The organism is Frigoribacterium sp. CFBP 13712 (assembly GCF_014842255.1).
In the GTDB taxonomy this organism is placed as follows: Bacteria; Actinomycetota; Actinomycetes; order Actinomycetales; family Microbacteriaceae; genus Frigoribacterium.
In genome coordinates this window covers 258,631-282,356 of the sequence record NZ_JACYVH010000001.1, presented here as the reverse complement: position 1 = coordinate 282,356, position 23,726 = coordinate 258,631, and the positions used below count along the sequence as shown (strand labels likewise).

The 23,726-nt window shown below is 70.9% G+C and carries 25 protein-coding genes; 22 read left to right on the top strand and 3 right to left on the bottom strand.

From position 1 onward, the window contains the following. The 10 genes from trmD (at position 1) to IFT51_RS01230 (ending at position 7,974) form a co-directional block, all read left to right on the top strand. Positions 1-693, top strand: coding sequence for a tRNA (guanosine(37)-N1)-methyltransferase TrmD (gene trmD, locus IFT51_RS01275; protein WP_192058325.1), 693 nt, complete (start codon positions 1-3; stop codon positions 691-693). A gap of 80 nt (positions 694-773) precedes the next feature. Next, positions 774-1,397, top strand: coding sequence for a hypothetical protein (locus tag IFT51_RS01270; protein WP_192058323.1), 624 nt, complete (start codon positions 774-776; stop codon positions 1,395-1,397). A 171-nt stretch (positions 1,398-1,568) separates the two neighbouring features. Then, positions 1,569-1,916: a 50S ribosomal protein L19 gene (rplS, locus tag IFT51_RS01265; RefSeq protein WP_192058321.1), complete on the top strand. Its 348-nt coding sequence runs from the start codon at positions 1,569-1,571 to the stop codon at positions 1,914-1,916. 63 nt (positions 1,917-1,979) lie between these two features. Further along, entirely contained in the window at positions 1,980-2,741 is a 762-nt protein-coding gene (gene lepB, locus IFT51_RS01260) for a signal peptidase I (RefSeq protein WP_192058318.1), read from the top strand. Further along, positions 2,741-3,376, top strand: coding sequence for a ribonuclease HII (locus tag IFT51_RS01255; RefSeq protein ID WP_192058317.1), 636 nt, complete (start codon positions 2,741-2,743; stop codon positions 3,374-3,376). The genes lepB and IFT51_RS01255 overlap by 1 nt, the downstream gene beginning before the upstream one ends. A 58-nt stretch (positions 3,377-3,434) precedes the next feature. Further along, positions 3,435-3,758: a DUF2469 family protein gene (locus IFT51_RS01250; RefSeq protein ID WP_055796429.1), complete on the top strand. Its 324-nt coding sequence runs from the start codon at positions 3,435-3,437 to the stop codon at positions 3,756-3,758. A gap of 115 nt (positions 3,759-3,873) precedes the next feature. Beyond that, positions 3,874-4,236, top strand: coding sequence for a YraN family protein (locus IFT51_RS01245; protein ID WP_192058314.1), 363 nt, complete (start codon positions 3,874-3,876; stop codon positions 4,234-4,236). Continuing rightward, positions 4,233-5,774 (top strand): YifB family Mg chelatase-like AAA ATPase, encoded by a 1,542-nt coding sequence (locus tag IFT51_RS01240; RefSeq protein WP_192058312.1) that lies wholly within the window; start codon positions 4,233-4,235, stop codon positions 5,772-5,774. The genes IFT51_RS01245 and IFT51_RS01240 overlap by 4 nt, the downstream gene beginning before the upstream one ends. Then, positions 5,771-7,009: a DNA-processing protein DprA gene (gene dprA, locus IFT51_RS01235; RefSeq protein ID WP_192058311.1), complete on the top strand. Its 1,239-nt coding sequence runs from the start codon at positions 5,771-5,773 to the stop codon at positions 7,007-7,009. Before IFT51_RS01240 ends, dprA begins: the two co-directional genes overlap by 4 nt. A gap of 53 nt (positions 7,010-7,062) precedes the next feature. Next, entirely contained in the window at positions 7,063-7,974 is a 912-nt protein-coding gene (locus IFT51_RS01230; RefSeq protein ID WP_192058310.1) for a tyrosine recombinase XerC, read from the top strand. Between the two features lie 14 nt (positions 7,975-7,988). Here IFT51_RS01230 and IFT51_RS01225 read toward each other — a convergent pair whose 3' ends face one another. Next, on the bottom strand, positions 7,989-8,615 hold the full coding sequence (locus IFT51_RS01225) for a M23 family metallopeptidase (protein ID WP_244636761.1): 627 nt from the start codon (positions 8,613-8,615) through the stop codon (positions 7,989-7,991). Between the two features lie 128 nt (positions 8,616-8,743). Between IFT51_RS01225 and IFT51_RS01220 the strand changes: the two genes are divergently transcribed. The 10 genes from IFT51_RS01220 (at position 8,744) to IFT51_RS01175 (ending at position 17,506) form a co-directional block, all read left to right on the top strand. Further along, a complete protein-coding gene (locus tag IFT51_RS01220) occupies positions 8,744-10,204 on the top strand; it encodes a sugar porter family MFS transporter (protein WP_192058308.1) in 1,461 nt (486 codons plus the stop codon). A gap of 308 nt (positions 10,205-10,512) precedes the next feature. Next, the gene (gene rpsB / locus IFT51_RS01215; protein ID WP_192058306.1) at positions 10,513-11,460 is read left to right on the top strand and encodes a 30S ribosomal protein S2; all 948 of its coding nucleotides are present in this window, start codon (positions 10,513-10,515) and stop codon (positions 11,458-11,460) included. A 39-nt stretch (positions 11,461-11,499) separates the two neighbouring features. After that, on the top strand, positions 11,500-12,327 hold the full coding sequence (gene tsf, locus IFT51_RS01210; RefSeq protein WP_192058304.1) for a translation elongation factor Ts: 828 nt from the start codon (positions 11,500-11,502) through the stop codon (positions 12,325-12,327). A 137-nt stretch (positions 12,328-12,464) separates the two neighbouring features. Next, positions 12,465-13,184, top strand: a complete 720-nt coding sequence (gene pyrH, locus IFT51_RS01205) for a UMP kinase (protein WP_192058301.1) — start codon at positions 12,465-12,467, stop codon at positions 13,182-13,184. 72 nt (positions 13,185-13,256) lie between these two features. Then, positions 13,257-13,775 (top strand): ribosome recycling factor, encoded by a 519-nt coding sequence (gene frr, locus IFT51_RS01200; protein ID WP_197981716.1) that lies wholly within the window; start codon positions 13,257-13,259, stop codon positions 13,773-13,775. Beyond that, entirely contained in the window at positions 13,776-14,774 is a 999-nt protein-coding gene (locus tag IFT51_RS01195) for a phosphatidate cytidylyltransferase (RefSeq protein WP_192058297.1), read from the top strand. It abuts the gene before it with no gap. A gap of 55 nt (positions 14,775-14,829) precedes the next feature. Beyond that, positions 14,830-15,393 (top strand): DivIVA domain-containing protein, encoded by a 564-nt coding sequence (locus IFT51_RS01190; protein ID WP_243214611.1) that lies wholly within the window; start codon positions 14,830-14,832, stop codon positions 15,391-15,393. Positions 15,394-15,648: 255 nt separating this feature from the next. Further along, a complete protein-coding gene (locus IFT51_RS14920; RefSeq protein WP_320478158.1) occupies positions 15,649-16,326 on the top strand; it encodes a lytic transglycosylase domain-containing protein in 678 nt (225 codons plus the stop codon). A gap of 125 nt (positions 16,327-16,451) precedes the next feature. After that, positions 16,452-16,754, top strand: coding sequence for a hypothetical protein (locus IFT51_RS01180; protein WP_192058295.1), 303 nt, complete (start codon positions 16,452-16,454; stop codon positions 16,752-16,754). Continuing rightward, on the top strand, positions 16,751-17,506 hold the full coding sequence (locus tag IFT51_RS01175; protein WP_192058293.1) for an alpha/beta family hydrolase: 756 nt from the start codon (positions 16,751-16,753) through the stop codon (positions 17,504-17,506). The genes IFT51_RS01180 and IFT51_RS01175 overlap by 4 nt, the downstream gene beginning before the upstream one ends. A gap of 88 nt (positions 17,507-17,594) precedes the next feature. Here the strand turns inward: IFT51_RS01175 and IFT51_RS01170 are convergent, their stop codons facing one another. Then, the gene (locus tag IFT51_RS01170; protein WP_192058291.1) at positions 17,595-18,653 is read right to left on the bottom strand and encodes an AI-2E family transporter; all 1,059 of its coding nucleotides are present in this window, start codon (positions 18,651-18,653) and stop codon (positions 17,595-17,597) included. A 54-nt stretch (positions 18,654-18,707) separates the two neighbouring features. After that, positions 18,708-20,558 carry a DivIVA domain-containing protein gene (locus tag IFT51_RS15410; protein WP_192058289.1) on the bottom strand — a complete coding sequence of 617 codons (1,851 nt, stop codon included), beginning with the start codon at positions 20,556-20,558 and terminating at the stop codon, positions 18,708-18,710. A 256-nt stretch (positions 20,559-20,814) separates the two neighbouring features. Between IFT51_RS15410 and IFT51_RS01160 the strand changes: the two genes are divergently transcribed. After that, the gene (locus IFT51_RS01160; RefSeq protein WP_192058288.1) at positions 20,815-22,590 is read left to right on the top strand and encodes a hypothetical protein; all 1,776 of its coding nucleotides are present in this window, start codon (positions 20,815-20,817) and stop codon (positions 22,588-22,590) included. Beyond that, positions 22,587-23,576: a tetratricopeptide repeat protein gene (locus IFT51_RS01155; RefSeq protein WP_192058286.1), complete on the top strand. Its 990-nt coding sequence runs from the start codon at positions 22,587-22,589 to the stop codon at positions 23,574-23,576. Before IFT51_RS01160 ends, IFT51_RS01155 begins: the two co-directional genes overlap by 4 nt. The last annotated feature ends 150 nt before the right edge of the window (positions 23,577-23,726 follow it).

The window sequence follows — 23,726 nt, the reverse complement described above, 5'->3', positions numbered from 1 at the left end:
GTGCGCATCGACATCGTGTCGATCTTCCCCGAGTTCTTCGGGGTGCTCGACATCTCGTTGCTCGGCAAGGCCCGTCAGCAGAAGCTGCTCGACGTGTCGGTGCACGATCTGCGCGATTTCGCGCACGATCGGCACCGCACCGTCGACGACACCCCCTACGGCGGGGGCGCCGGGATGGTCATGCGTCCCGAGCCCTGGGGCGAGGCGCTCGACCACGTCTTCGGCGACGACTCCGCTCCCGAGACGACGACCATGATCGTCCCCTCCCCGGCGGGCACCCCGTTCACGCAGGCGGTGGCGAGAGAGCTGGCGCTCGAGCAGCACCTCGTCTTCACGTGCGGTCGCTACGAGGGCATCGACCAGCGGGTCGTCGACCACGCGGCGACCCGCGTCACCGTCCGCGAGATCAGTCTCGGCGACTACGTGCTGAACGGCGGCGAGGTCGCCGTCGTCGCGATGATCGAGGCCATCGGCCGTCTCGTCCCGGGCATGGTCGGCAACCCCGCCAGCCTGACGGAGGAGAGCCACGAGAACGGACTCCTCGAGTACCCCAGCTACACGAAGCCGTCGTCGTGGCGGGGTCTCGACGTGCCTCCGGTGCTCCTCAGCGGCAACCACGGGGCGATCGCCTCCTGGCGGCATGAGCAGCAGATCGAGCGGACCCGACGGGTCCGCCCCGATCTGATCGACTGACGCACGTCGGAGCGACTCGCGGGCGTCCATCCGCCGACGCGATGCAGGAGTTGCCCACCCTGCTTCCGTACTCTGTCTGCATGACGGCACGCCGCGTCCTCTTCCGCCTCCTCTGGCCTCTGGTGTTCGCCCTGCCCCTCTGGGTCATGTTCGGTCGCGCCTTCTTCGGCGTGCCTCTCGGGCTCCAGTTCGTCGGCCAGGTCTTCCTGGTGCCCCTGCTCTTCGTGGGTCAGGTGGTCGCCGCTGGTCTCGTCGTGGCCCGGCGCAGCGTGCGGACCGGCCGTGCCGTCTCGTGGCTCGACGCCGGTCTGCTCGGCACCGCCTGGGTCGCACAGCTCGCGCTGGGGTTCTTCCTGGTCGACAGCTCGGCAGGGTCGCGGGCCGCGTCGGCGTTCACCGCGGTGGCGGGCAGCGGTCTCGATCTGTCGACCGCGCTCTTCGCTCTCTCGGCCGTCGTCACGATCGCGTCGGTGATCGGTCTCGTGGCATCTGGGGTGTGGCAGCTCCTGCGCGAGACCGGTGAGCGGGTGGCCGCGTCGATGGCCGACCTCGACCGCGTCGCCGGTCTCGGGGTCGCGCAGGCCGGGGCGGCCGGTAATCGCCCGTCGGCCACCAGCGGGATGCGCGGTCCGGCCCGCGGCGACGGCCCGGTGATCCGCATCGAACCCCGGGGCGAAGGCGACGCTCGCCGCTCCGACGCATGACCCGGCGGTAGCGGCTGGGCTTCGGCCTGTGGCACACTTGATCTTTGTGCCTGCGCACGACTCTGCCACAGGGGAGTCTGCCATCTCAGCGCACATCCTCTTCATCACGAATCGGTGGTCTCCCACCACGAACGGCAGTCGACCTGTGGCGGTTGCAGAGAGCGAACGACTATGCACATCCTCGACGCGGTTGACTCCGCCAGCCTCCGTACGGACGTCCCCGACTTCCGTGCCGGCGACACCGTCAAGGTGCACGTGAACATCATCGAAGGCACGCGCTCGCGTGTCCAGGTCTTCCAGGGTGTCGTCATCGGCAAGCAGAACGAGGGCGTCCGCGAGACCTTCACGGTCCGCAAGGTCAGCTTCCAGGTCGGTGTCGAGCGCACGTTCCCCGTCCACTCGCCGGTCATCGACCACATCGAGATCGTCAGCCGTGGCGACGTCCGCCGCGCCAAGCTCTACTACCTGCGCGAGCTGCGCGGCAAGAAGGCCAAGATCAAGGAGAAGCGCGACCGCTGATCGCCTCCTAGATCCCTCCCGAGCTCCCCGCCGTATACGATGGCGGGGAGCTCGGGCGGTTAAATGACAAACAAGACATCTTCACATCGGCACCGTCTGCGACCCACGCGAGACGACGACCGCCCTCGGGGCTTCGGCGTGTTCCTCCGCGACATCCTCGTGATCTTCCTCGCGGCGCTGCTGATCTCGTTCCTGGTCAAGACGTTCCTGATCCGCTCGTTCTACATCCCCTCCGGGTCGATGGAGAACACGCTGCAGATCGACGATCGCATCATCGTCAACGAGCTCGTCCCCGACGTCGTCGACGTCCAGCGCGGCGACGTCGTGGTGTTCACCGATCCGGGTGGCTGGCTCGACGGCACCGCCCCGGTCACGACGGGTTCGGGCAATCCGGTCGCCGACGGTCTCGCGTGGTTCCTCACCCAGGTCGGTCTCGGCACGCGAGACAGCAACGACCACCTGATCAAGCGGGTCATCGGGCTGCCGGGCGACACCGTCGCCTGCTGCAACGACTTCGGCCAGATGACCGTCAACGGCGTCCCGCTCACCGAGCCGTACGTCCTCCTCCCGCCCGGCGAGACGCGGGTATCGGGCGACGACTTCTCGGTGACGGTGCCGGCCGACTCGCTCTGGGTGATGGGCGACAACCGCTACAACTCGAAAGACAGCCGCTACAACGGCTCGACGCCGAGCGAGGGCTTCGTCCCGATGAGCGACGTCGTGGGGCGGGCCTTCGTCGTCAGCTGGCCGTACACCCGCTGGCAGTGGCTCGACGACCACCCCGAGGTGTTCCGCGGCATCGAGCGCGAGGGCGAGGGCGACTGATGGTCGTCGTCGATCCGACCCTCGACGTCGAGCGCGAGCTGCACGCCGCCGGCGCGGAGTGGGTCATCGGCTGCGACGAGGTGGGTCGGGGCGCGATCGCGGGGCCGGTGGCCGTCGGCCTGGGCGCCGTGCCCGTCGGGTGCATCGAGATGCCGACCGGCCTCCGCGACTCGAAGCTGCTCTCAGAGAAGCGCCGCGAAGCGCTCTACCCCGTGGCGACGGCCTGGGTGTCGCATCACGCGGTCGGGTTCGCCGAGGCCCACGAGGTCGACGAGATCGGCATCGTCGCCGCACTCGGCCTGGCGGGCCGGCGTGCCCTCACGGCCCTGCATCACCAGGGGGTGGGCATCATGCGCTCCGTGGTCGTCCTCGACGGCAACCACGACTACCTCTCGCCGCAGCTGGCGACCCCGCCGCGCATCACCACGCGCGTCAAGGCCGATCGGGACTGCGCTTCCGTGGCCGCCGCGTCGGTCATCGCGAAGGTCGAACGCGACCGCCTGATGATCGAGGCCGACGTCCAGCACCCCGGTTACGGCTGGTCGGGCAACAAGGGGTACGGGTCGTCTTCGCACTTCGGCGCGCTGGCCGAGCTGGGGCCGTCGCCCCTGCATCGCCTGACCTGGCTGCACTGACGCTCGGGCGTCCGTCGTGCCCGACACCCTCTCGCGCTCCGCGTAGGATGTCTTCTCGATGGACGAAGACGAGTTCGAAGACTACGACCGCGAGGTCGAGCTCGCGCTGTACCGCGAGTACCGCGACGTGGTGTCGCAGTTCCGCTACGTCGTCGAGACGGAGCGACGGTTCTACCTGGCGAACGAGGTCGAACTCGTCCGCCGCGACACCGAGCACGACTTCTACTTCGAGCTGAGCATGACCGACGTCTGGGTATGGGACGTCTACCGGTCCGATCGCTTCGTGAAGTCGGTGCGTGTGCTGACCTTCAAAGACGTCAACGTCGAAGAGCTGACGGCCCGCGATCTCGAGCTGCCGAAAGAGCTCGCGCTCGACGAGTGAGACCCGTCAGCTGATCCCTCCCCGGTCGGTCGGGGCGCGCATCGCTCCACACTCCGCTCCGCACGGCGCCTGAGCCGAGCCGGCCTCCGCGACGCTTCTCGTCGAGGAGGCCGATATGGCGAAGAAGGATGATCTGGGGCGGCGCGGCGAAGACGTGGCCGCCGAGTGGGTCGAGGCGCAGGGCATGCGCGTCGTCGACAAGAACTGGCGGTGCCGCGAGGGCGAGATCGATCTCGTGGCCCTCGACGGCGACGACGTGGTGGTGATCGAGGTGAAGACCCGGTCGGGCACGGGCTACGGCCACGCCCTCGAGTCGGTCACGGCGTCGAAGCTGGCACGGCTCCGGCGGTTGGCCGCGGCGTGGACGCGAGCGAATCCCGGGCGGGGCCGCGGCCTGCGGATCGACGTCGTCGGCATCACGATCGAGAGGTGCCAGGGCCACGAGCGCATCGACCACGTGCGTGGGGCGGGCGCATGAGCATCGGTCGCACGCGGGCGGTCTCGCTGCTGGGGCTCGAGGGCGCTCTGGTCGAGGTCGAGGCAGACATGGGGCAGGGGCTGCCGGCCTTCATGATCATCGGGTTGCCCGACACGTCGCTCGGCGAGGCGCGCGACCGGGTGCGGGCCGCCGCCACGAACACGGGCTGCGCTCTGCCGACCCGCAAGCTGACGGTCAACCTCTCGCCGGCGTCGCTGCCCAAACAGGGCTCGTCGTTCGATCTGGCGATCGCGATGGCGGCCCTCGCTGCGGCCGACCTCGTCTCGGCGGTGTCGGTCGGGCGCATCGTCCATCTCGGTGAGCTCGGTCTCGACGGCAGACTCCGACCCGTCGACGGCGTCCTGCCGGCGGTGCTGGCGGCGCGTCGGGCAGGGGCCGAGACGGTCATGGTGCCGAGCGACAACGCCGCCGAGGCCGGGCTCGTCCCGGGGATCCGCATCGTCCCGGCGGCGAGTCTCCGCGAGGCGGCCATCTGGCACGGCGCCGATCTGACCCCCGAGCCGGTGGAGGCGATCGTGCGACCGCGTCCGATCGGACTCGCGTCGGCCGTCGACGGCCCGCGACCCGACCTCGCCGACGTCGTCGGCAACTCCGACGCGGTGCAGGCGCTGATCGTGGCGGCGGCCGGTGGGCACCACCTCCTGATGGTGGGTCCGCCGGGGGCGGGCAAGACGATGCTGGCGGCGCGGCTGCCCGGCATCCTGCCCGATCTCGACCTCGACGCCGCGCTCGAGGTCGGCAGTGTGCGGTCGCTGGCCGGACGGCCCGTCGACGGCGCGCTCGACCGTCGTCCGCCCTTCGAGAGCCCGCATCACACCTGCAGCGCGGCGTCCCTCATCGGGGGCGGCAGCGGCATCATCCGCCCAGGCGCCGCCTCCCGTGCGACACGGGGCGTGCTGTTCCTCGACGAGGCACCCGAATTCTCGCGGACGGTGCTCGACTGCCTGCGTCAACCGCTCGAGTCCGGCGAGGCGGTGATCCACCGTGCTCGAGCCGTCGCGCGGTTCCCCGCGCGGTTCCAGCTGGTCGCGGCGGCCAATCCCTGCCCGTGCGGGCAGTACGGAGCACGAGACGGCCGCTGCGAGTGCTCGCCGCATCACCGTCGCAGGTATCTGGCGAAGCTGTCCGGTCCTCTCGTGGATCGCATCGATCTCCAGCTGAGGGTCGCCCGGATCGGCTCGGCGGCCTTCCGACTGTCCGAGCAGTCCGTCCGACCGTCGACGGCCGAAGCGAGGCGACGAGTCGAGGAGGCGCGGGCGCGGACGGCCGACCGTCTCGCGTCGACCCCGTGGCGGCTGAACTCCGAGGTGCCCGGCGTCTGGCTGCGCGAGCGCGACAACCGCCTGCCGGTCGCCGTGAGTCTGCCCGCCGACCACGCCCTCGAGACCGGGGCGCTCACCATGCGCGGCTACGACCGGGTGCTCCGCGTGTCGTGGACCCTCGCCGACCTCGACGGCGTCGACCGGCCCGAACGGTCGCACGTGCTGGGCGCCCTCGCGCTCCGGAGATCGTCGTGAACGAGCTGCTGACGGCCTCGAGCTCGGATCTCGCCGCCGTCGTGGGGCCTCTCCGCCGTGACGGCGCACGGGCGGTGGAGGCCTTCGCCCTCGGCGCATGGTCGGCAGTCGTCGAGCCGGGCGATGCCGTGGGAGGTCTCGCTCGGCGCGTCCTCGGGGCGGCCGTCGCCCTGCGTGTCGTCCTCGAGTCGGTCGACCGACGCGTCTCCGAAGGCGATCCGTCCTTGCTCGGGCAGGCGCTTCGGCAGGCCGGAGTCGACCCGGAGGAGATCTCCGATCGGCGGATCGCCCGGGCGCTGTCGCGGTGGGAACCGCGCACCGACGACGTCCGCATCCGGTCGTCGTTCCGGGCGGCGACGGCCATCGGGCTACGACTCGTCGTCCCCGGCGACGACGAATGGCCCGTGGTGCTCGACGATCTGGGCGACCATGCGCCGGCCGCGCTCTGGCTCCGAGGCTCGGCCGACCTGCCGACCGTGGCGTCGACGATCGCCGTCGTGGGGTGTCGGGCGTCGACCGCCTACGGCGAGCAGGTCGCGGCCGATCTCAGCAGCGCGCTCTGCGACCGGGGCTTCACGATCGTCTCCGGTGGCGCGTACGGCATCGACGGGATGGCGCACCGCGCGGCGCTGGTGTCGGAGGGGCCCACCGTCGCCGTCATGGCCGGGGGAGTGGACCGCTTCTATCCGAGCGGCCACGACACGCTGTTGAGGTCGGTGGTCGAGAAGGGGCTCCTCGTCTCCGAGTCGCCCTGCGGCAGCACGCCGAGCAAATGGCGGTTCCTGCAGCGGAACAGGCTGATCGCGACGCTGTCGGCCGTGTCCGTCGTGGTCGAGGCCGGTCGGCGGTCTGGTGCGCTGAACACCGCCGCACACGCCCAGGCCATCGGACGGCCGGTGGGGGCCGTGCCCGGTCCGATCACCTCGCCGTCGTCGGTGGGGTGCCACGCGCTGATCCGCTCGGGGCTCGGCGCCTGCATCACCTCCGTCGACGACGTCCTCGAGCTCGTGCCCGGGCGCGCCGTTCCGACGGGCGCCGCCCCCGGTCCACGCGAGCACCCCGAGCGACTCCGCGTCCGTGACGCCTTGAGCACCCGCGTCGATCGCAGCACCGACGAGGTCGCGGTCGCGAGCGGCTTGTCGACGGATCGCGCACGCGAGGTCCTCGCCGAGCTCGAGCTCGACGGTCTCGTGGAGCGCGAGGCGGGAGGGTGGCGGCGACGGCGCCCGGGGTGAGCGAGGGCTGGGCGCAGGGTCGCCGCTCTCGACCGGGTGACTACTCTGGCGTGATGATCGACGTCGAGGCCTTCGTGGAGCACCTGCGGCACGGCCGCGGGCTCAGCGAGCACACGATCAGGTCGTATCGCTCCGATCTCGCCGACCTCGTCGCCTTCGCCGCCGTCCACCTCGGTCGCGACCCGCGCGTCGCCGATCTCGACCTCGATCTGCTCCGGGAGTGGCTCTATCGGGCGACCCGCTCCGGTCTGGCACGGGCGACGCTCGCCCGTCGATCGGCCACCGCCCGCGCCTTCACCCGCTGGTTGGAGGAGACCGGCCGCACGGCCGTCGACGTGGGGGTCCGGCTCCGGGCGCCGAAGGCCGAGAGCCGCCTGCCTCGGGTGCTCACCGAGCCCCAGATCGACGGCGTCCTGCGCTCGCTCGAGCTCCGCGCCGACACCGACGACCCCGGTGCCCGCCGCGACCTCGCGGTCGTCGAGCTGCTCTACGGGTCGGGTCTCCGGGTCTCCGAGCTCGTCGGCGCCGACCTCGCCGACGTCGACCTCGGTCGGCTCATGGTGCGGGTGACGGGCAAGGGGGCGAAGCAGCGCGTGGTGCCCTTCGGGGTGCCAGCGGCCGAGGCGCTCGGTCGGTACCTCGATCGGGCACGGCCCTCGCTCGTCGCGGCCGGCGGCGAGCCGGGCACGACCGCGTTCTTCGTCGGAGCGGAGGGGGGCCGCCTCGGCACGCGAGCCGTCCACCGACTGGTCGCGCGCCTCCTCGGCGACATCCCGGGTGCCGGCCCCGCCGGTCCGCACGCGCTGCGGCACACGGCGGCGACGCATCTGCTCGACGGGGGCGCCGACCTCCGGGCCGTGCAGGAGCTGCTCGGCCACGCCAGTCTCGGCACGACCCAGATCTACACGCACGTCTCGACGGAACGGCTCCGCGAGAGCTACCGCTCGGCGCACCCCCGGGCCTGACCGCCGGGCGCGCCTCACCCCACGGGGCGGGTCGGCAGCAGCACCGACGGGCGTCCGCCGCCGAGCAGCAGCAGCGGGGAGACGTACTCGCCGTCGCGACGGGCGCCGAGGTGCACGGCGTCGACGTCGGGGGAGTGGCCGGCGACGACGAGACCGACGACGTCGCCGCCGGTGACGGCGTCGCCGGCGGTCAGCTCCGTCGTGACCGGCTCGAAGCTGCTCAGCAGACCGTCGGAGTGCGTGATGGAGAGGACCGGCCGGTCGACCACCGTGCCCGCGAAGCGCACGACGCCGTCGTCGGGTGCCAGCACGGGTTCGCCGACGGCGGCCCCGATGTCGATGCCGCGGTGACCGGGTGACCACGCGTGCTCGGGTGCGACGAACGGGCGGACGACCGGGTGCGGTGGCGCCACCGGCCACGACCAGAGCACCGACCCGACGGTCACGACGGGTGCGCCGCCCACCGGGTCGCCCGCCGCGCCCGCCGTCCCGTCCGCACCCCCGGCCATCACGACGAGCAGCACCAGCAGCGACGCGCCCCCGAGCCTCGGACGCCACCCGACGACCAGGGACCCGACCCCGGCCCCCATCGAGGAGGCGCGGGCACGGTGACGAGACGAGGCACGGTCGACGAGGCGCATCCGCAAATTCTGCCGAGCGTGCACCTCGCTCCGCCGAGGCGTATCGTTCATCGGTGCACGGACACCCGGTGCACGACGTTGTGGAGGAGTCGAGGCGCGCCCTCCTCCTCCGAGCAAGAAGGAGAACCGTGTCGAACTCGGCAGCAGATCCAGCGGAAGCCAAGAAGCTGAACAGGCGGGTGACGGCGCTCGCGGTGGCCGCGGCCGTCGGAGGCTTCCTCTTCGGATTCGACTCGTCCGTCATCAACGGCGCGGTGTCGTCGATCACCGACGAGTTCGGTCTGACCGAGTTCGCGTCAGGCTTCGCCGTCGCCTCGGCCCTGATCGGCTGCGCGATCGGCGCCTACGTCGCCGGTCGTCTCGCCGACAAGATGGGCCGCATCAAGGTCATGCTGATCGGCGCCGCGCTGTTCCTCGTCAGCTCGATCGGCGCGGCTGCCGCCTTCGCCGTCTGGGACCTCGTTCTCTGGCGCGTCATCGGCGGACTCGGCATCGGCATCGCCTCGGTCATCGCACCGGCCTACATCAGCGAGGTCTCGCCCAAGGCCATCCGCGGGCGACTCGCGTCGTTCCAGCAGCTGGCCATCACGCTCGGCATCTTCGTCGCCCTCCTCTCCGACCAGCTGTTCGCGGTCACCGCGGGCGGCGCGTCCGAGCCGTCGCTCTTCGGTCTCGCCGCCTGGCGCTGGATGTTCCTCGTCGGCGTCGTGCCGTCGGTCGTCTACGGCGTGCTGGCATGGCGTCTGCCCGAGTCGCCCCGTTACCTCGCGGGCGAAGGCCGGGAGGGCGAGGCCCGCAAGGTGCTCGAGAGCATCGTCCCGACCGAGACGGTCGACACGAGCCTGAAGGAGATCACCGATTCGATCAAGACCGAGGCGGACCTCGACACGAAGTCGTCCATCCGGGGCAAGCGCTTCGGCCTGCAGCCGATCGTCTGGGTCGGCATCATCCTCGCCGTCCTGCAGCAGTTCGTCGGCATCAACGTGATCTTCTACTACTCGACCACCCTCTGGCAGGCCGTCGGATTCCAGGAGGAGGACTCCTTCCTCATCTCCACGATCACCGCCGTCGTCAACGTGGCCGTGACCTTCGTGGCCATCGGCCTGGTCGACAAGGTCGGTCGTCGCCCGCTGCTGCTCACCGGCTCCGTCGGGATGTTCCTGAGCCTCGCCGTCACCGCGCTCGCATTCAGCCAGGCGACGACCACCGCCTCCGGCGACCCGTCGCTGCCGGGTGCCTGGGGCCCTGTCGCGCTCGTCGCGGCGAACCTCTTCGTGGTCTCGTTCGGTGCGACCTGGGGTCCGCTGATGTGGGTCCTCCTCGGCGAGATGTTCCCCAACAGCATCCGTGCCACAGCGCTCGGCGTCGGCAGCATGGCGAACTGGATCGCCAACTTCATCGTCACGGTGTCGTTCCCGAGCCTCGCCGCCCTCAGCCTCACGCTGTCGTACGGCATCTTCGCCTTCTTCGCCCTCGTCTCGTTCTTCTTCGTCTTCGCGAAGATCCCCGAGACCAAGGGCCGTTCCCTTGAAGAGATGGGCGTCTCGGCGCTCGACGGATCCATCGACGCCAAGCGCTCCAGGGCCTGACGTCCGACACGCCCCAGAACGCCCCGACCGGCTGCCGGTCGGGGCGTTCTCGCGTGGTGCTAACATGATCGATGCAGCCTGCTCAGCAGGCTGACTTCGCGTGCCCAGTGCGTCTTCGGACGCACCGATCGCGAGCCGGTCCGTCCGGTTCCGTTCGTCACCGGCCTCCATCTCCATTCGGTCCGACCGCATCCCAGGGTGCGAGCGGCGGAGGTGCGCCCGGGCACCAGGCAGCGACGACCGACCGGTCGTCCGACAACCGACAATCCGGTGCACCAGCGTGTGCGCCCAGAAACAGGAGAACGACCATGGCCGTCGTCACCATCCGCCAGCTGCTCGACAGCGGCGTCCACTTCGGACACCAGACCCGCCGCTGGAACCCGAAGGTGAAGCGATTCATCCTCGCCGAGCGCTCCGGCATCCACATCATCGACCTGCAGCAGTCGCTCGGCTACATCGACAGCGCGTACGACTTCGTCAAGGAGACCGTCGCCCACGGCGGCACCATCCTCTTCGTCGGCACCAAGAAGCAGGCTCAGGGTTCCATCGCCGAGCAGGCCAACCGTGTCGGCCAGCCCTTCGTGAACCAGCGCTGGCTGGGTGGTCTGCTGACCAACTTCCAGACCGTGTCGAAGCGCCTCGCCCGCATGAAGGAGCTCGAGGACATCGACTTCGACGACACCACCCAGGGCTTCACCAAGAAAGAGCTCCTGATCAAGAAGCGCGAGCTCGACAAGCTGCACAAGACGCTCGGTGGTATCCGCAACCTCACCAAGACGCCGTCGGCGCTCTGGATCGTCGACACCAAGAAAGAGCACCTCGCGATCGACGAGGCCAAGAAGCTCGGCATCCCGGTCATCGGCATCCTCGACACCAACTGCGACCCCGACGAGATCAACTTCCCGATCCCCGGCAACGACGACGCGATCCGCTCCGTCGGTCTGCTGACGCGCATCGTCGCCGACGCCGCCGCCGAGGGCCTCGTCCAGCGTCACCAGAAGCCCGAAGACGCCGACCAGCCCGTCGAGCCCCTCGCCGAGTGGGAGGCCGAGCTGCTCGCCCAGGGCGAGGCCAAGGCCGCCGACGCCGCGACCGAGGCGCCCGCCGCCGAGCCGCTCCCCACGGAGGAGAACGACGCCGACGCTCAGGTCGCCGCGAAGCCCCTGGGCGAGCCGGTCGCCGAGCCCGTCGCCGAGGCGACCGTCGAGACCGCTGCGGAGCCGGCCGACGCCGACGCCGCGGCCGACTCGAAGTAACGCACCTCCTCACTCCGACTCCACGAAAGGAAGTCAGACATGGCAAACTTCACCGCCGCTGACGTCAAGACCCTCCGTGACCGCCTCGGTGCGGGCATGATGGACAGCAAGAACGCTCTCGTCGAGGCCGACGGCGACATCGAGAAGGCCGTCGAGATCCTCCGCGTCAAGGGACTGAAGGGCGTCGCCAAGCGCGAGGGCCGTCAGACCACCGCGGGTCTCGTGGCCGCCAAGGCCTCCGCCGGCTACGCCACGATCATCGAGCTCGCCAGCGAGACCGACTTCGTCGCGAAGAACGAGAAGTTCATCGCCCTGGCCGACTCCGTGCTCGAGGCCGTCTCGGCCGCGGGTGCGGCGACCGCCGCAGAGGGCAACGCGGCCGCCATCGGCGGCCAGACCGTCGAGGCGTTCGTCAACGACGAGGCGGCTCTCATGGGCGAGAAGGTCGAGCTCCGCTCGGTCGCTCGCGTCGAGGGCTCCGAGTTCGCGATCTACCTGCACAAGACCTCCAAGGACCTGCCCCCGCAGGTCGGCGTGGTCGTGGGCTACACCGGTTCGGATGCTGAGACCGCCCGCTCGATCGCCCAGCACGTCGCCTTCGCTGCGCCGACGTACCTGTCGCGCGACGAGGTCCCCGCCGACGACGTCGCGAAAGAGCGCGCCATCGTCGAAGAGACCGCGAAGAACGAGGGCAAGCCCGAGGCAGCCCTGCCGAAGATCATCGAGGGTCGCCTGACCGGCTTCTTCAAGGAGATCGCACTGCTCGACCAGGCCTACGCGAAGGACAGCAAGCTGTCGGTCGCCAAGGTCGTCGAGCAGGCCGGCATCGAGATCCAGGGCTTCTCCCGGATCAAGGTCGGCGCCTAGCCACATACGCGATGGGGTCTGAGACGGTCATACGTCTCAGGCCCCATTTCCGTGTCCGCCGCCGATCCCGGTCCGGCGGACAGCGTCCAGCGCCGAGTCGCTAACCTGGCTACGGCCATGAACGAAGGAGACCCCACATGACATCAGACATCACCGGACGCCGACGGGTCCTCCTCAAACTCTCCGGCGAGGCCTTCGGCGGCGGCCAGCTGGGCGTCAACCCCGACGTGGTGGGCGCCATCGCCCGAGAGATCGCCGACGCCGCCCAGGACGTCGAGATCGCCGTGGTGGTCGGCGGCGGCAACTTCTTCCGTGGCGCCGAGCTGAGCCAGCGGGGCATGGACCGCGGCCGGGCCGACTACATGGGCATGCTGGGCACCGTGATGAACGCCCTCGCCCTGCAGGACTTCCTCGAGCAGGCGGGCGCGGCGACGCGCGTGCAGTCCGCCATCTCGATGACCCAGGTAGCCGAGCCGTACATCCCGCGTCGCGCCGAGCGCCACCTCGAGAAGGGCCGGGTCGTCATCTTCGGCGCCGGTGCGGGTCTGCCCTACTTCTCGACCGACACCGTCTCGGCCCAACGCGCCCTCGAGATCGGCGCCGACGAGGTGCTCGTCGCCAAGAACGGGGTCGACGGCGTCTACTCGGCCGACCCCCGCCACGACCCCTCGGCGGTCAAGCTCGAGACGCTGACCTACCAGGAGGCGCTGGTCAAGGGGCTCAAGGTCGTCGACTCGACCGCCTTCAGCCTCTGCATGGACAACGGCATGCCCATGCACGTGTTCGGCATGGAGGGCGGCGGCAACATCGCCCGGGCCATCCGTGGCGAGCGCATCGGAACCCTCGTCAGCAACTGACGACTAAGCTCGACAACGAATCAAGGGAGCATTGTGGCGATCAACGACGTACAGAACGAGACGCGCGAGAAGATGGAGCGGGCACTCGAGTCCGCCAAGACCGACTTCGGTCAGGTCCGCACCGGGCGCATCAACCCGGCGCTCTTCCAGAAGATCCCCGTCGACTACTACGGCACCCCGACCCCTCTGGCGCAGCTGGCATCCCTCCAGGTGCCGGAGGCGCGGACGATGATCGTGACCCCGTACGACAAGACGGCGCTCAAGGAGATCGAGAAGGCGATCGCGACCTTCCCGAACCTCGGCGCGAGCCCGACCAACGACGGCACGCTCGTCCGCGTCACGATCCCCGAGCTGACGCAGGAGCGCCGCAAGGAGTTCGTCAAGATCGTGCGCAGCAAGGGCGAGGACGCCAAGGTGCAGATCCGCAACATCCGACGCAAGTCGAAGGACGACCTCGACGCCCTCAAGTCCGAGGTCGGCGACGACGAGGTCGCTCGTGCCGAGAAAGACCTCGAGGCTCTGACCAAGGGGTACATCGACTCGATCGACGAGGCGTTGAAGAAGAAGGAAGCCGAGCTGCTCGAGGTCTAGATGAGCGACGCTCCTGACGGCCCTCGTCCTGACGATTCGGGGCCGACCCCCAAGACCACCCTCGGTAGCCGTCGGGCCGACTTCGACGCCAGGGCGCAGGCCGCTCGTCACGACCTCGAGAACCAGCTCCGCACGCGCCGCGCCGCGCTCGGTGCCCGCAACGAGAAGCTGACCGCCCGCACGGGGCGCAACCTCCCCGCGGCCATCGGCGTCGGCGTCGGTCTCGGCGGCGCCGTGCTCGTCAGCCTGATCTTCGAGCCGGCGTTCTTCATGATCGTGGCGGCGGCCCTCATCGGCTCGCTGTGCTTCGAGCTCGCGAGCGCACTCCGCTTCGCGGGTCGCGACGTACCGCGACTGCCGAGCGTCCTCGCCGGTGTCGCCATCGTCCCCGCCGCCTTCTACTTCGGTGCACAGGGGCAGTGGCTGGCTCTGGTGGGCGGCATCCTCGTGGTGTCGGCGTGGCGGCTCGTCGAACTGGTGCGTCCTTCACACCGGACCACCGCCTCCTCGGTGGCCCGCGACATCGGCGCCGGCGCGTTCGTGCAGATCTACTGCGCGTTCCTGGGCAGCTTCATGGCGCTGATGGCCGCTCAGCCGAACGGCGCCAACTGGACTCTCGCCGCGCTGATCATCGTGATCGCCGTCGACACGGGGGCCTACGCGACGGGCCTGTCGTTCGGCAAGCACCCGATGGCTCCGCGGATCAGCCCGAAGAAGACCTGGGAGGGCTTCGCCGGGTCGGTCGCCGCGAGTCTCATCGCGGCGGTCCTGCTGTCGTGGCTGATGCTCGACGAGGCCTGGTGGTTCGGTCTCATCCTCGGTGGCGTGATCATCGTGACGGCGACCATCGGCGATCTCTCCGAGTCGCTCATCAAGCGCGACCTGGGGATCAAAGACATCTCGACCTGGCTGCCGGGCCACGGCGGATTCCTCGACAGGCTCGACAGCACGCTGCCCTCGGCGGCCGCGGCTTACGCCCTGTACCTCATCGTCACCTGACGCACGGGGCATCCGCTCAGGCGGCCCCAGGGCGCCGGTGCGGCATGATGGTCTGGTGAAGACGACATTCCCGATGGCTCAGCACGGTCGACTCGGCTACGACGTGACCGAGGTCGAGTCGTTCCTGGAGAAGGCCCGCGCGGCGTACTCGGGCGCGGCGCCCACGCGCGCCACGCGGTCCACGTCGATCGACTCCGAGCAGATCCGTCGCACGGCCTTCACGATGGCCAAGGGCGGCTACTCCACGTCGCACGTCGATGCGGCCCTCGAACGCCTGGAAGACGCCTTCGCGAGTCGCGAGCGCGAACGATCGCTCGCCGGCGAGGGCGACGCCGCCTGGTTCGCGGGTGCGCGTTCGGCGGCGGAGGAGATCGTGGCGCGTCTCGATCGGCCGACGGGCCACCGGTTCGACCGGGTCGGCATCGTCACGCAGGGCTACCACCCCGCCGACGTCGACCGCTTCGTCCGCAGGCTGAAGGGGTACTTCGGCGACGGCGAGGCCCTGAGCATCGACGACGTCCGCGCCGTGGTCTTCCGTGCGAAGCGGGGCGGGTACCGAGAGGTCCAGGTCGACGTGCTGCTCGACGCCGTCGTCGACGTGATGCTCGCCGTCCGCTGAATCCACCCGTCGAACCTCCCTGTGCGCAGGCCTGCGCACGACGATCCGTCTTCCCCGTGCCCGCCGAGGGGATCGCCTCCCGCTGAGACACGCACGACGTCGTCCTGGCCAGTTCCCGGGACTTCGGTTATTCTTAGTCCACTTATGGGTAGGCACGCTGCAACTCCGACGACCGGCATCACTCCTCGAGAGCACCCGGCGCTCGTCGCGAGACCCATCGCGGCACGCCGTATGGTCCCCGCGTCGAGTCTGGCCGTGGCCGCTCCGACCCCTGCGCCTCGGCGCCGTCGGGGGCGGTACATCCTCCCGGCATGCGGCTTCGTCGCGTCGTTCGCATTCGTCTCGGCTTCGCTCGTGAACCCGATCTCCGGTGCCGAGGCGACCACCCGCGTCGTCGGCGGCGCCAGCGTGCTGGTCGCGCCCGGGCAGTCGTACTCCGTCATCGGCGCGTCGGCCTCCACGGCCGATCGAGACGGCTACGACGTCACCCTGCCGCCCCCTCCGCCCCCGCCCGAGCCCGAGCCGGTCGTGACCGAAGAGGCTGACGACTCCGTCGCCGCCGACGCCTCCACCGCGTCGACGTCGAAGTCCGCGAGTCCGGCTCCGGCCCCCGCTGCCGGTACCCCCGATCCCGGCAGCGCGAAGGCCATCGCCGCCGGCATGGTGTCCGCCCGTGGTTGGGGCACCGGCGAGTACGACTGCCTCGTCTCGTTGTGGAACAAAGAGTCGGGCTGGAACGTCTACGCCTCCAACGGCTCCAGCGGCGCCTACGGCATCCCGCAGTCGCTGCCCGGCAGCAAGATGGCGACGGCCGGCGCCGACTGGCAGACGAACCCCGCGACGCAGATCACCTGGGGTCTCAACTACATCTCGGGCGTCTACGGATCGCCCTGCGGCGCCTGGTCGCACTCGCAGGCCGTCAACTGGTACTGATCCCGTCCCCGTGCACCGGACGGGTCGTCCGGGGCACCAGGGCGGCACCGGCAGCGGCTCAGCCGCCGGAACCCGCAGCCGGACTCTGACGATGTCGACGGCGCCGCCGCGATACGGTGGTGGTCATGCCCCGAAGCAATCGACCGCGACGCCCTCGCGACACACGTCGACCTGACGAGCCCGCGAACGACATCACCAGGGCGATCCGGGGCGGCGCGGTGGTCGAGACCCGACACGGCAGGTCGTTCACCGTCCAGTCCATCGGTGCGTCGTCGTCCGTCAAAGAGTACGTCTGCCCCGGCTGCTCGCTGATCGTCGCCCCCGGCACGGCGCACGTCGTCGTCTGGCGTGCCGACGGGCTCTTCGGCGACGCCGACGACCTGGCGTCCCGTCGTCATTGGCACACCCACTGCTGGAGGATCTCGTGACCGACCCGACCCGTTCGACCGACGCGCCCGACCCGACCGGGTCCGTCGAGGTGCGGGGCGGCGTCCTGCTGCCCGCGCGCCGTCGCGACGTCGAACTCCGCACCGACGACGGTCTCCGCCTCGTCGGCGAGCTGTCCGTCCCCACCGACCGCCCACCGGTCGGCACGCTGATCGCCCTGCATCCGCTGCCGACGGCGGGCGGGTTCATGGACTCGCACGTGATCCGCAAGGCCGCCGCGCGCCTCCCCGCCCTGGCCGACCTCGCGGTGCTGCGCTTCAACTTCCGTGGCGTGTCATCGCCGAGGGGGCGGTCCGAGGGCGAGTTCGGCGAGGGGATCGCCGAGGCCGCCGATCTCGCGGCCGCAGTCGCGTTCGTGCACGACGAGGGTCTGCCCACGCCGTGGCTGGTCGGCTGGTCGTTCGGCACCGAGGTCGCCCTGAAGCACGGGCGCGGCGTCGAGACGGCGGGTCTGCTGCTGCTGTCACCGCCCCTCCATCGCACCACCGACGCCGAGCTCGCCGCCTGGAACGACGTCGCGACCCCGATCGTCGCCGTCGTGCCCGAGTTCGACGACTACCTCCGACCCGAGGAGGCGCGGCGCCGCTTCGCCGTCGTGCCCCGCGCCGAGGTCGTCGCCGTCGAGGGCGGCAAGCACCTCTGGGTCGGCGAGAAGCAGACCACACGCGTGCTGTCGGAGATCGTGCAACGGGTCGCCCCGCAGGCGCTGCCGCTGCCCGCCACCTGGCCCTGAGCCGCTGCCCGAGCGGACGTGACCGCAGAGCGCGTGCGACCGCACGGCGCCTGGAGCGGCAGTGGCAGCGGCAGCGGCTTCGCCAGGGTCAGAGCGTGTTCTGCCGGGGCACGAGCACCTCGCGGATGATCAGCAGCACCGACGCGGCGAAGGGGATCGCGATCAGGGCCCCGAGGACTCCGAGCAGCGTGCCGCCGACGAGCGCCGCGATGACCACGATCACCCCGGGCACCCTGACGGCCCGGCGCATGATGCGCGGGCTGAGCAGGTACGCCTCGATCTGCATGTAGACGAGGTAGTAGACGGCGGCGGTGATCCACGTCGAGGGCGACTCGGGCAGCAGGGCGACCTGGGCCAGCACGATGATCGCCGAGCCGCTGATGGTGCCGACCAGGGGGATGACCGACCCCACGAAGGCGATGGCCGCGAAGACCGCGGGCTGCTCGGCGCCGATGATGCTCAGGAAGATGAAGCTCAAGATGCCGTTGATCGCGGCGAGGGTGAACTGGCCGATCACGTAGCGACCGACGGAGTCGCCGATCTGCTCGGCGATGACGATGAACTTCGGGCGCTTCGAAGCCGGCACGAGCTGGTAGACCGCGCGCTTGACGCTGTTGATCGACGACGTGAAGTACAGCGTGAGGATCAGGACGACGATGGTCGCGAAGAGCCCGTTGCCGATCGCGACGCCGACCGCCAGGACCCCGCCGCCGATCGTGACCACGTTGTCGGGGTCGCCGAGGAACGCCACGACCGAGTCGAGGCCCTGCTGCACGTCGAAGACGTTCTGGGGCACCAGCTCTTGCAGGTTGTCGACGAACTGCTGCGTCGTGACGCTCTGCAGGTAGGTCACGAGGTTCGTGATCAGCGCCGTGGCCTGACTGACGATCACCGGGACGATGGCGAAGACGACGCCGACGACGGCGCCCAGCAGGGCGACCATGACGAGGGTGATCGCGAGGGTCCGAGGGACGCGCCGCTTCTCGAGCCACGACACGATCGGGTCGAGACCGAGGGCGATGAACAGCGCGGCGCCCACGTACGTGATGATCGTGGACAGCTCGCTGACGGCACCGCCGATCACCAGGGCGACGAGCACGCCGAGCCCGGCCAGGAGGCCCAGCCGGAACGGATTGTGGATCTTCACGCGGGCTTACTCCTCTTGGGCGGCGGAGTCGTTCAGCACGGGACCGCCGCGTGACTACTCTGGCGCAACCTTCGCGGCTTCGCTCAACATGGCGCGGAGGTTCTCGAGGTACGAGGCGACCGCGTCGCGCTCCTCCCGCAACTCCGAGAGCCGGCGCTCGGCGTCGGAGACGAGGTCGCGGGCCCTGTTCTCGGCCTCCGTCACGATGTCGCGACTGCGCACCTCGGCGTTGGTCAGCACCTCGTGAGCCGTCGAGTCGGCCTCGCTGCGCACCGTCTTGGCGTGGTCGTGAGACGAGCGCTCGAGCTCGTCGGCCTCGCGTCGCACGTCGACGGCGCGCTGCCGGGCCTCGTCGAGCTGCGCGTGAGCGTCGTCCAGGTAGTTCTGCGTCTCGGCGACGGCCGCCTGGTGTCGGGCGACGAGGTCGCGCTCGAGCTCGTCGAGTCGGGTCGTCCGTTCGAGCGCGAGAGCCGTCCGGGCCTCGTCCGTCTCGCGGGCGACGAGCGCCTCGGCGCGGTCGCGTTCGGCGGCGAGCCGGGCGCGGGTCGTCTCCGCTTCGTTCTCGAGTCGTGCGCGCTGCGCCTCCTCGTCGTCGAACAGCCGCGCCTGGCTCTCGGCCACCTCGGCGTCGAGGTCGGCACGGGCGTTCGCCGTCTCGGCCTCGACCTGCGCCCGGTGCTCGGCGGCGTCGCGCTCGAGGCGTTCGGCCTGCTGCTGGACGTCGCGGGCCAGGCGCTCACGGGTCTCGACGGTGGTGCGCTCGATCTCGTCGCGGGTCGTGGTGCGGTCGAGCTCGATCTCGTCGCGGGCGGCTCGGGCCTCGCGCTCGAGCTCCGCACGGGCGGTCTCGATCTCGAGCTGGAGCCCGGCTCGCATCTCGAGGGCCTCGGTCGCCAAGGAGGCGCGGGTCGTCTCGACCTCGCGGCTCAGGTCGTCGCGGCCGGCGTCCACCTCGCGCTCGAGCGCCGCGCGCGTCTCGGAGACGTGGCGGGCCAGCTCGGCACGCTGCTCGGCGATGTCCCGGTCGAGGTCGGCGCGACGGTTCGCGACGTCGTCGTCGAGGTCGGCGCGAGCGCCCGTGATCTCGCGCTCGAGATCGGCGCGACGGGTGGTCACCTCGACCTCGAGCTCGGCGCGGGTGGTCTCGTCGAGGCGGGCGAGCTCGGCACGGAGCGTGTCGCCCTCGCGGTCGAGGTCGGCGCGCTGGCGTTCGCTGTCGCTGATGAAGAGGGCGCGGGTCTCGGCCGTGGTGCGGGCCAGCTCGGCGGCGTCGGCACGGGCCTCGGCGACCTCGCGGCCGACGACGTCGCGCTGCTCGGCGACGTCCCGTTCGGCATCGGCGCGGAGGGCGGCGGCCTCGTGGCGGGCGGTCGAGACGTTCTCGGCGGCCTCGGTCGCCGCGGCGCCGCGCATGGCGGACGAGTCGCGCTGCGCCTCCTGGAGGAGCGAGCGGGCCTCGTTGCGAGCTCGGGCGACCATGCGGTCGGCGTCGGCACGGGACTCGTCGATCTGGGCGGCGGCGCGACCCCTGGCGTCGCCCAGCACGGCGTCGGCGCGCTCGGTGGCGTCGGCGACGAGTCGTTCGGCCTCGGTCGTCGACGAGCGTCGCAGCTCTTCGGCGTCGATGTCGGCCTGGCTGACGAGGCGGGTGGCCTGCTGCTCGGCGAGGCGGAGGGTCTGCTCGAGCTTGCTGCCGAGACCGGCGTAGGTCGGGGTGCCGGCCTCGTCGAGCTCGGACTGCAGCTCGTCGAGGCGACTCTGCAGACGCTTGAGGTCGTCGACCGTCTCGGCGCGGTCGGTGTTCGACTTGATCAGCTCGCGCCGCAGGTCGCCCAACGCGCGGTCGACCTCTTCTTTGCGGTACCCGCGGAGTTCCGTCCCGAATTCCGATTCGTCAGCGGCCACGGTGTCTCCTCTTGCTCGGCGGCGGGAACGAGATCGCTCGGCCCGGACCCGACGATTTTAGCGGGCGAGGGAGTGGTCGCCACCCGGCCTGAGAGGACTTCTCGTCGGTCACGCGCCTCCCAGGTCTTTTCGGATACGCTGAGCCGTCTTAAAATCTGCTGCCGCGCCCGGCCATCCGGCCAGGCCCGCGCCGGCGTGGCCGTCCCGAGCGGTTCGTCGCGACCCGACCGGGATGGTGGCACGGAGGGAGAGAAACGTGCGTTTCATCGTCGCAGTGTTCGTCGTCGTCCTGGCGGCGCTCATGGTGGCCCTGGGCTTCGCTCAGCGGACCGTCTTCGCGCCACCTCCCAGCGTCTCGTCGACGGTCTCGACCTCCGACTCCGAGGCCCGCATCACCGTCGTGCCCTCCGAGGCGCTGCACGGTCACGACGGCCGCCAGACGGTGAGCATCTCGGGTGCCGACACGGCCTTCGCCGCCACGGGCCGCACCTCCGACGTCCTCGGCTGGGTCGGCGACTCGGCCTACAACGAGGTGTCGTTCGACGAGACGAGCGGCGAACTCGTCAGCACGGTGGTCGACGGCGACACCGCCGACGTCCCGAGCCCCGCCGACTCCGACCTCTGGAACGCCGAGTACGCCGGGGCCGACCCGACCTTCTCCCTCGACGCCCCCGACGACGTCTCCCTCGTCGTCGTGTCCGACGGCGCCGCGCCGGCACCCGACACGATCCGGGTGACCTGGCCGCTCTCGACGGCGACGCCCATGGCCGGTCCGCTGATCGCCGGTGGTCTCCTCGTGCTGCTGATCGGCGTGCTGCTCTACATCTGGGCGATCGCCCACCACCGCCGCAACCGCGGTCCGCGCCGGCGCTCCGGTCAGGGCAAGCCCCTCCGTCCGACCCGTCGGACGCGGCGCGAACCGTCGAGCATCGGCGACGGCGGCGCGGGCGACCGTCGAGCGATCCGTCGTTCCGTGGCGATCGTGCCGGTCGTGCTGGTGGGGGCGTTGGCGCTCTCCGGCTGCACCCCCGACTACTGGCCGAGCGCCGTCGGGGGCACCGGGTCGGGTCCGTCCGCGACGCCCACCCCGACGAGCACCGGGGCCGCGTCCGACGACGAGCAGGACGACCTGCAGCCCCCGGTCGTCAGCGTGGCGCAGGCCGAGCGCATCGTGCAGCGCATCTCCGCCGTGGCCTCGCAGGCCGACGGGACCCTCGACGCCGAGCTCGCCGCCACCCGCTTCACCGGGCCGGCCCTGGCCCAGCGCGAGGCCAACTACGCCCTGCGCGACAAAGACGCGGCCGCCGCCGAGCCCATCGCCATCCCCGAGGGCGACGTCACCCTGACCCTGCCCCAGCAGGCCGACACCTGGCCCCGCAGCGTCTTCGCCATCGTCCAGTCCGACGACACGGCCGTGGCGCCCATCGCGCTCACCCTCGTGCAAGAGGAGGCGCGGGCCAACTACCAGGTCGAGTACCTGACCAGCCTCGAGGCCGGGGCCACGCCTCCCACGGTCGCGCCCGCCAGCATCGGCGCCGCCCGGCTCTCGCCCGACGTCAAGCTCCTGACCCTGCAGCCGGACCAGCTCGCCACCGCCTACGGCGACATCCTCGCCAACGGCGACGAGAGCGAGTACGCGCCGCTCTTCGAGCCGGAGGGCGACACCCTGCGCGAGAAGATCGGCAAGCCCTACAAAGACGCCAAACGTGAGGCCCTGCCCGAGACCGCGTCGATCGACTTCGCTTCGAACCCCGACGACGACCCGGCCGTCGCGTTCGCGACGAACGACGCCGGTGCCATCGTGTCCGTCGCCCTGAACGAGGTCGAGACCGTCAAGCCCACAGCCGAGGGGGCCGAGGTCAACCCGGCCGGTGCGGTCAAGACCCTCACCGGCATCGAGAAGACGACGAAGGGCATCGAGGCGACCTACGGCGTCGAGCTGCTCTTCTCGGTGCCCGCCGTGGGCAGCGACCAGAAGATCGTCCTCCTCGGATTCAGCCAGGCCCTCATCAGCGCTAAGGAGCTGCCATGACCAACGTCCCCCCTCTGCCCGCCGGTCTCCGCGGAGCCGTCGACCTGTCGTCGCTCGTCGAGCGGCCCTCCGCGGGCGGTGCCGGCCGACCGGCGCCCGCGACCGGGGGAGCACCCGGCACCCCCGACGGCGGGGCCGCTGCCACCGTGGGCGTCCCGTCGCTCGTGATCGACGCGACCGACGAGACCTTCGCGCAGTTCCTCGAGCTGAGCAACACGGTGCCCGTCATCGTCGACCTCTGGGCCGAGTGGTGCGGGCCGTGCAAGCAGCTCTCGCCGGTGCTCGACAAGCTGGTGACCGAGTACGCCGGTCGTCTCGTGCTCGCCAAGGTCGACGTCGATGCGAACCCCCAGCTGACCCAGGCGTTCCAGGCGCAGTCCATCCCCGCGGTCGCCGCGGTGGTCGGCGGTCGACCCGTGCAGCTGTTCGTCGGGGCCCTCCCCGAGGCGCAGGTGCGCGACGCGTTCGAGCAGGTGCTCGAGCTCGCCGCTCAGAACGGCGTGACCGGCCGGGCGGTCGTCGACGGCGCCCCCGACGTGGAGGGCGAGGCGCCCGAGCCCGAGCCCGAGCCGCTGCCCCCGCACCACCAGGACGCCTACGACGCCATCGACCGCGGCGACTACGACGCGGCGATCGCGGCCTACAAGACGGCCATCGCGCAAGACCCCCGCGACCAGCTGGCCGTCGCCGGTCTCGCGCAGGTGTCGCTGATCGCCCGTCTGCAGGGGGTCACTCTGGCCGAGGTCCGCGAGGCGGCGGCGGCCGACCCGGCGGATCTCGACGCGCAGCTCGCCGTGGCCGACCTCGACGTGAGCGGCGGACATGTCGACGACGCGTTCGACCGGGTGCTCACCGTGTTCCCGACGCAGGACGCCGCGGGGCGTGATCGCGCCCGCGCGCGCCTCCTCGAGTACTTCGAGATCATCGGGGCCGACGACGCCCGGGTCGTCGCCGCACGCCGTCGTCTGACGATGCTGCTCTACTGAGCCGACCCCCAGACGCAACGCCCCCGACGCCGACCCGGGCGCCGGCGCCCTGCGAACGACGAAGGCCCCCGTCCGAGAACCGGACGGGGGCCTTCCGCTGTCGCGAGCGGCTCCTAGGAGGCGCGGGTCGTCACGACCCCGCCGCCTCGG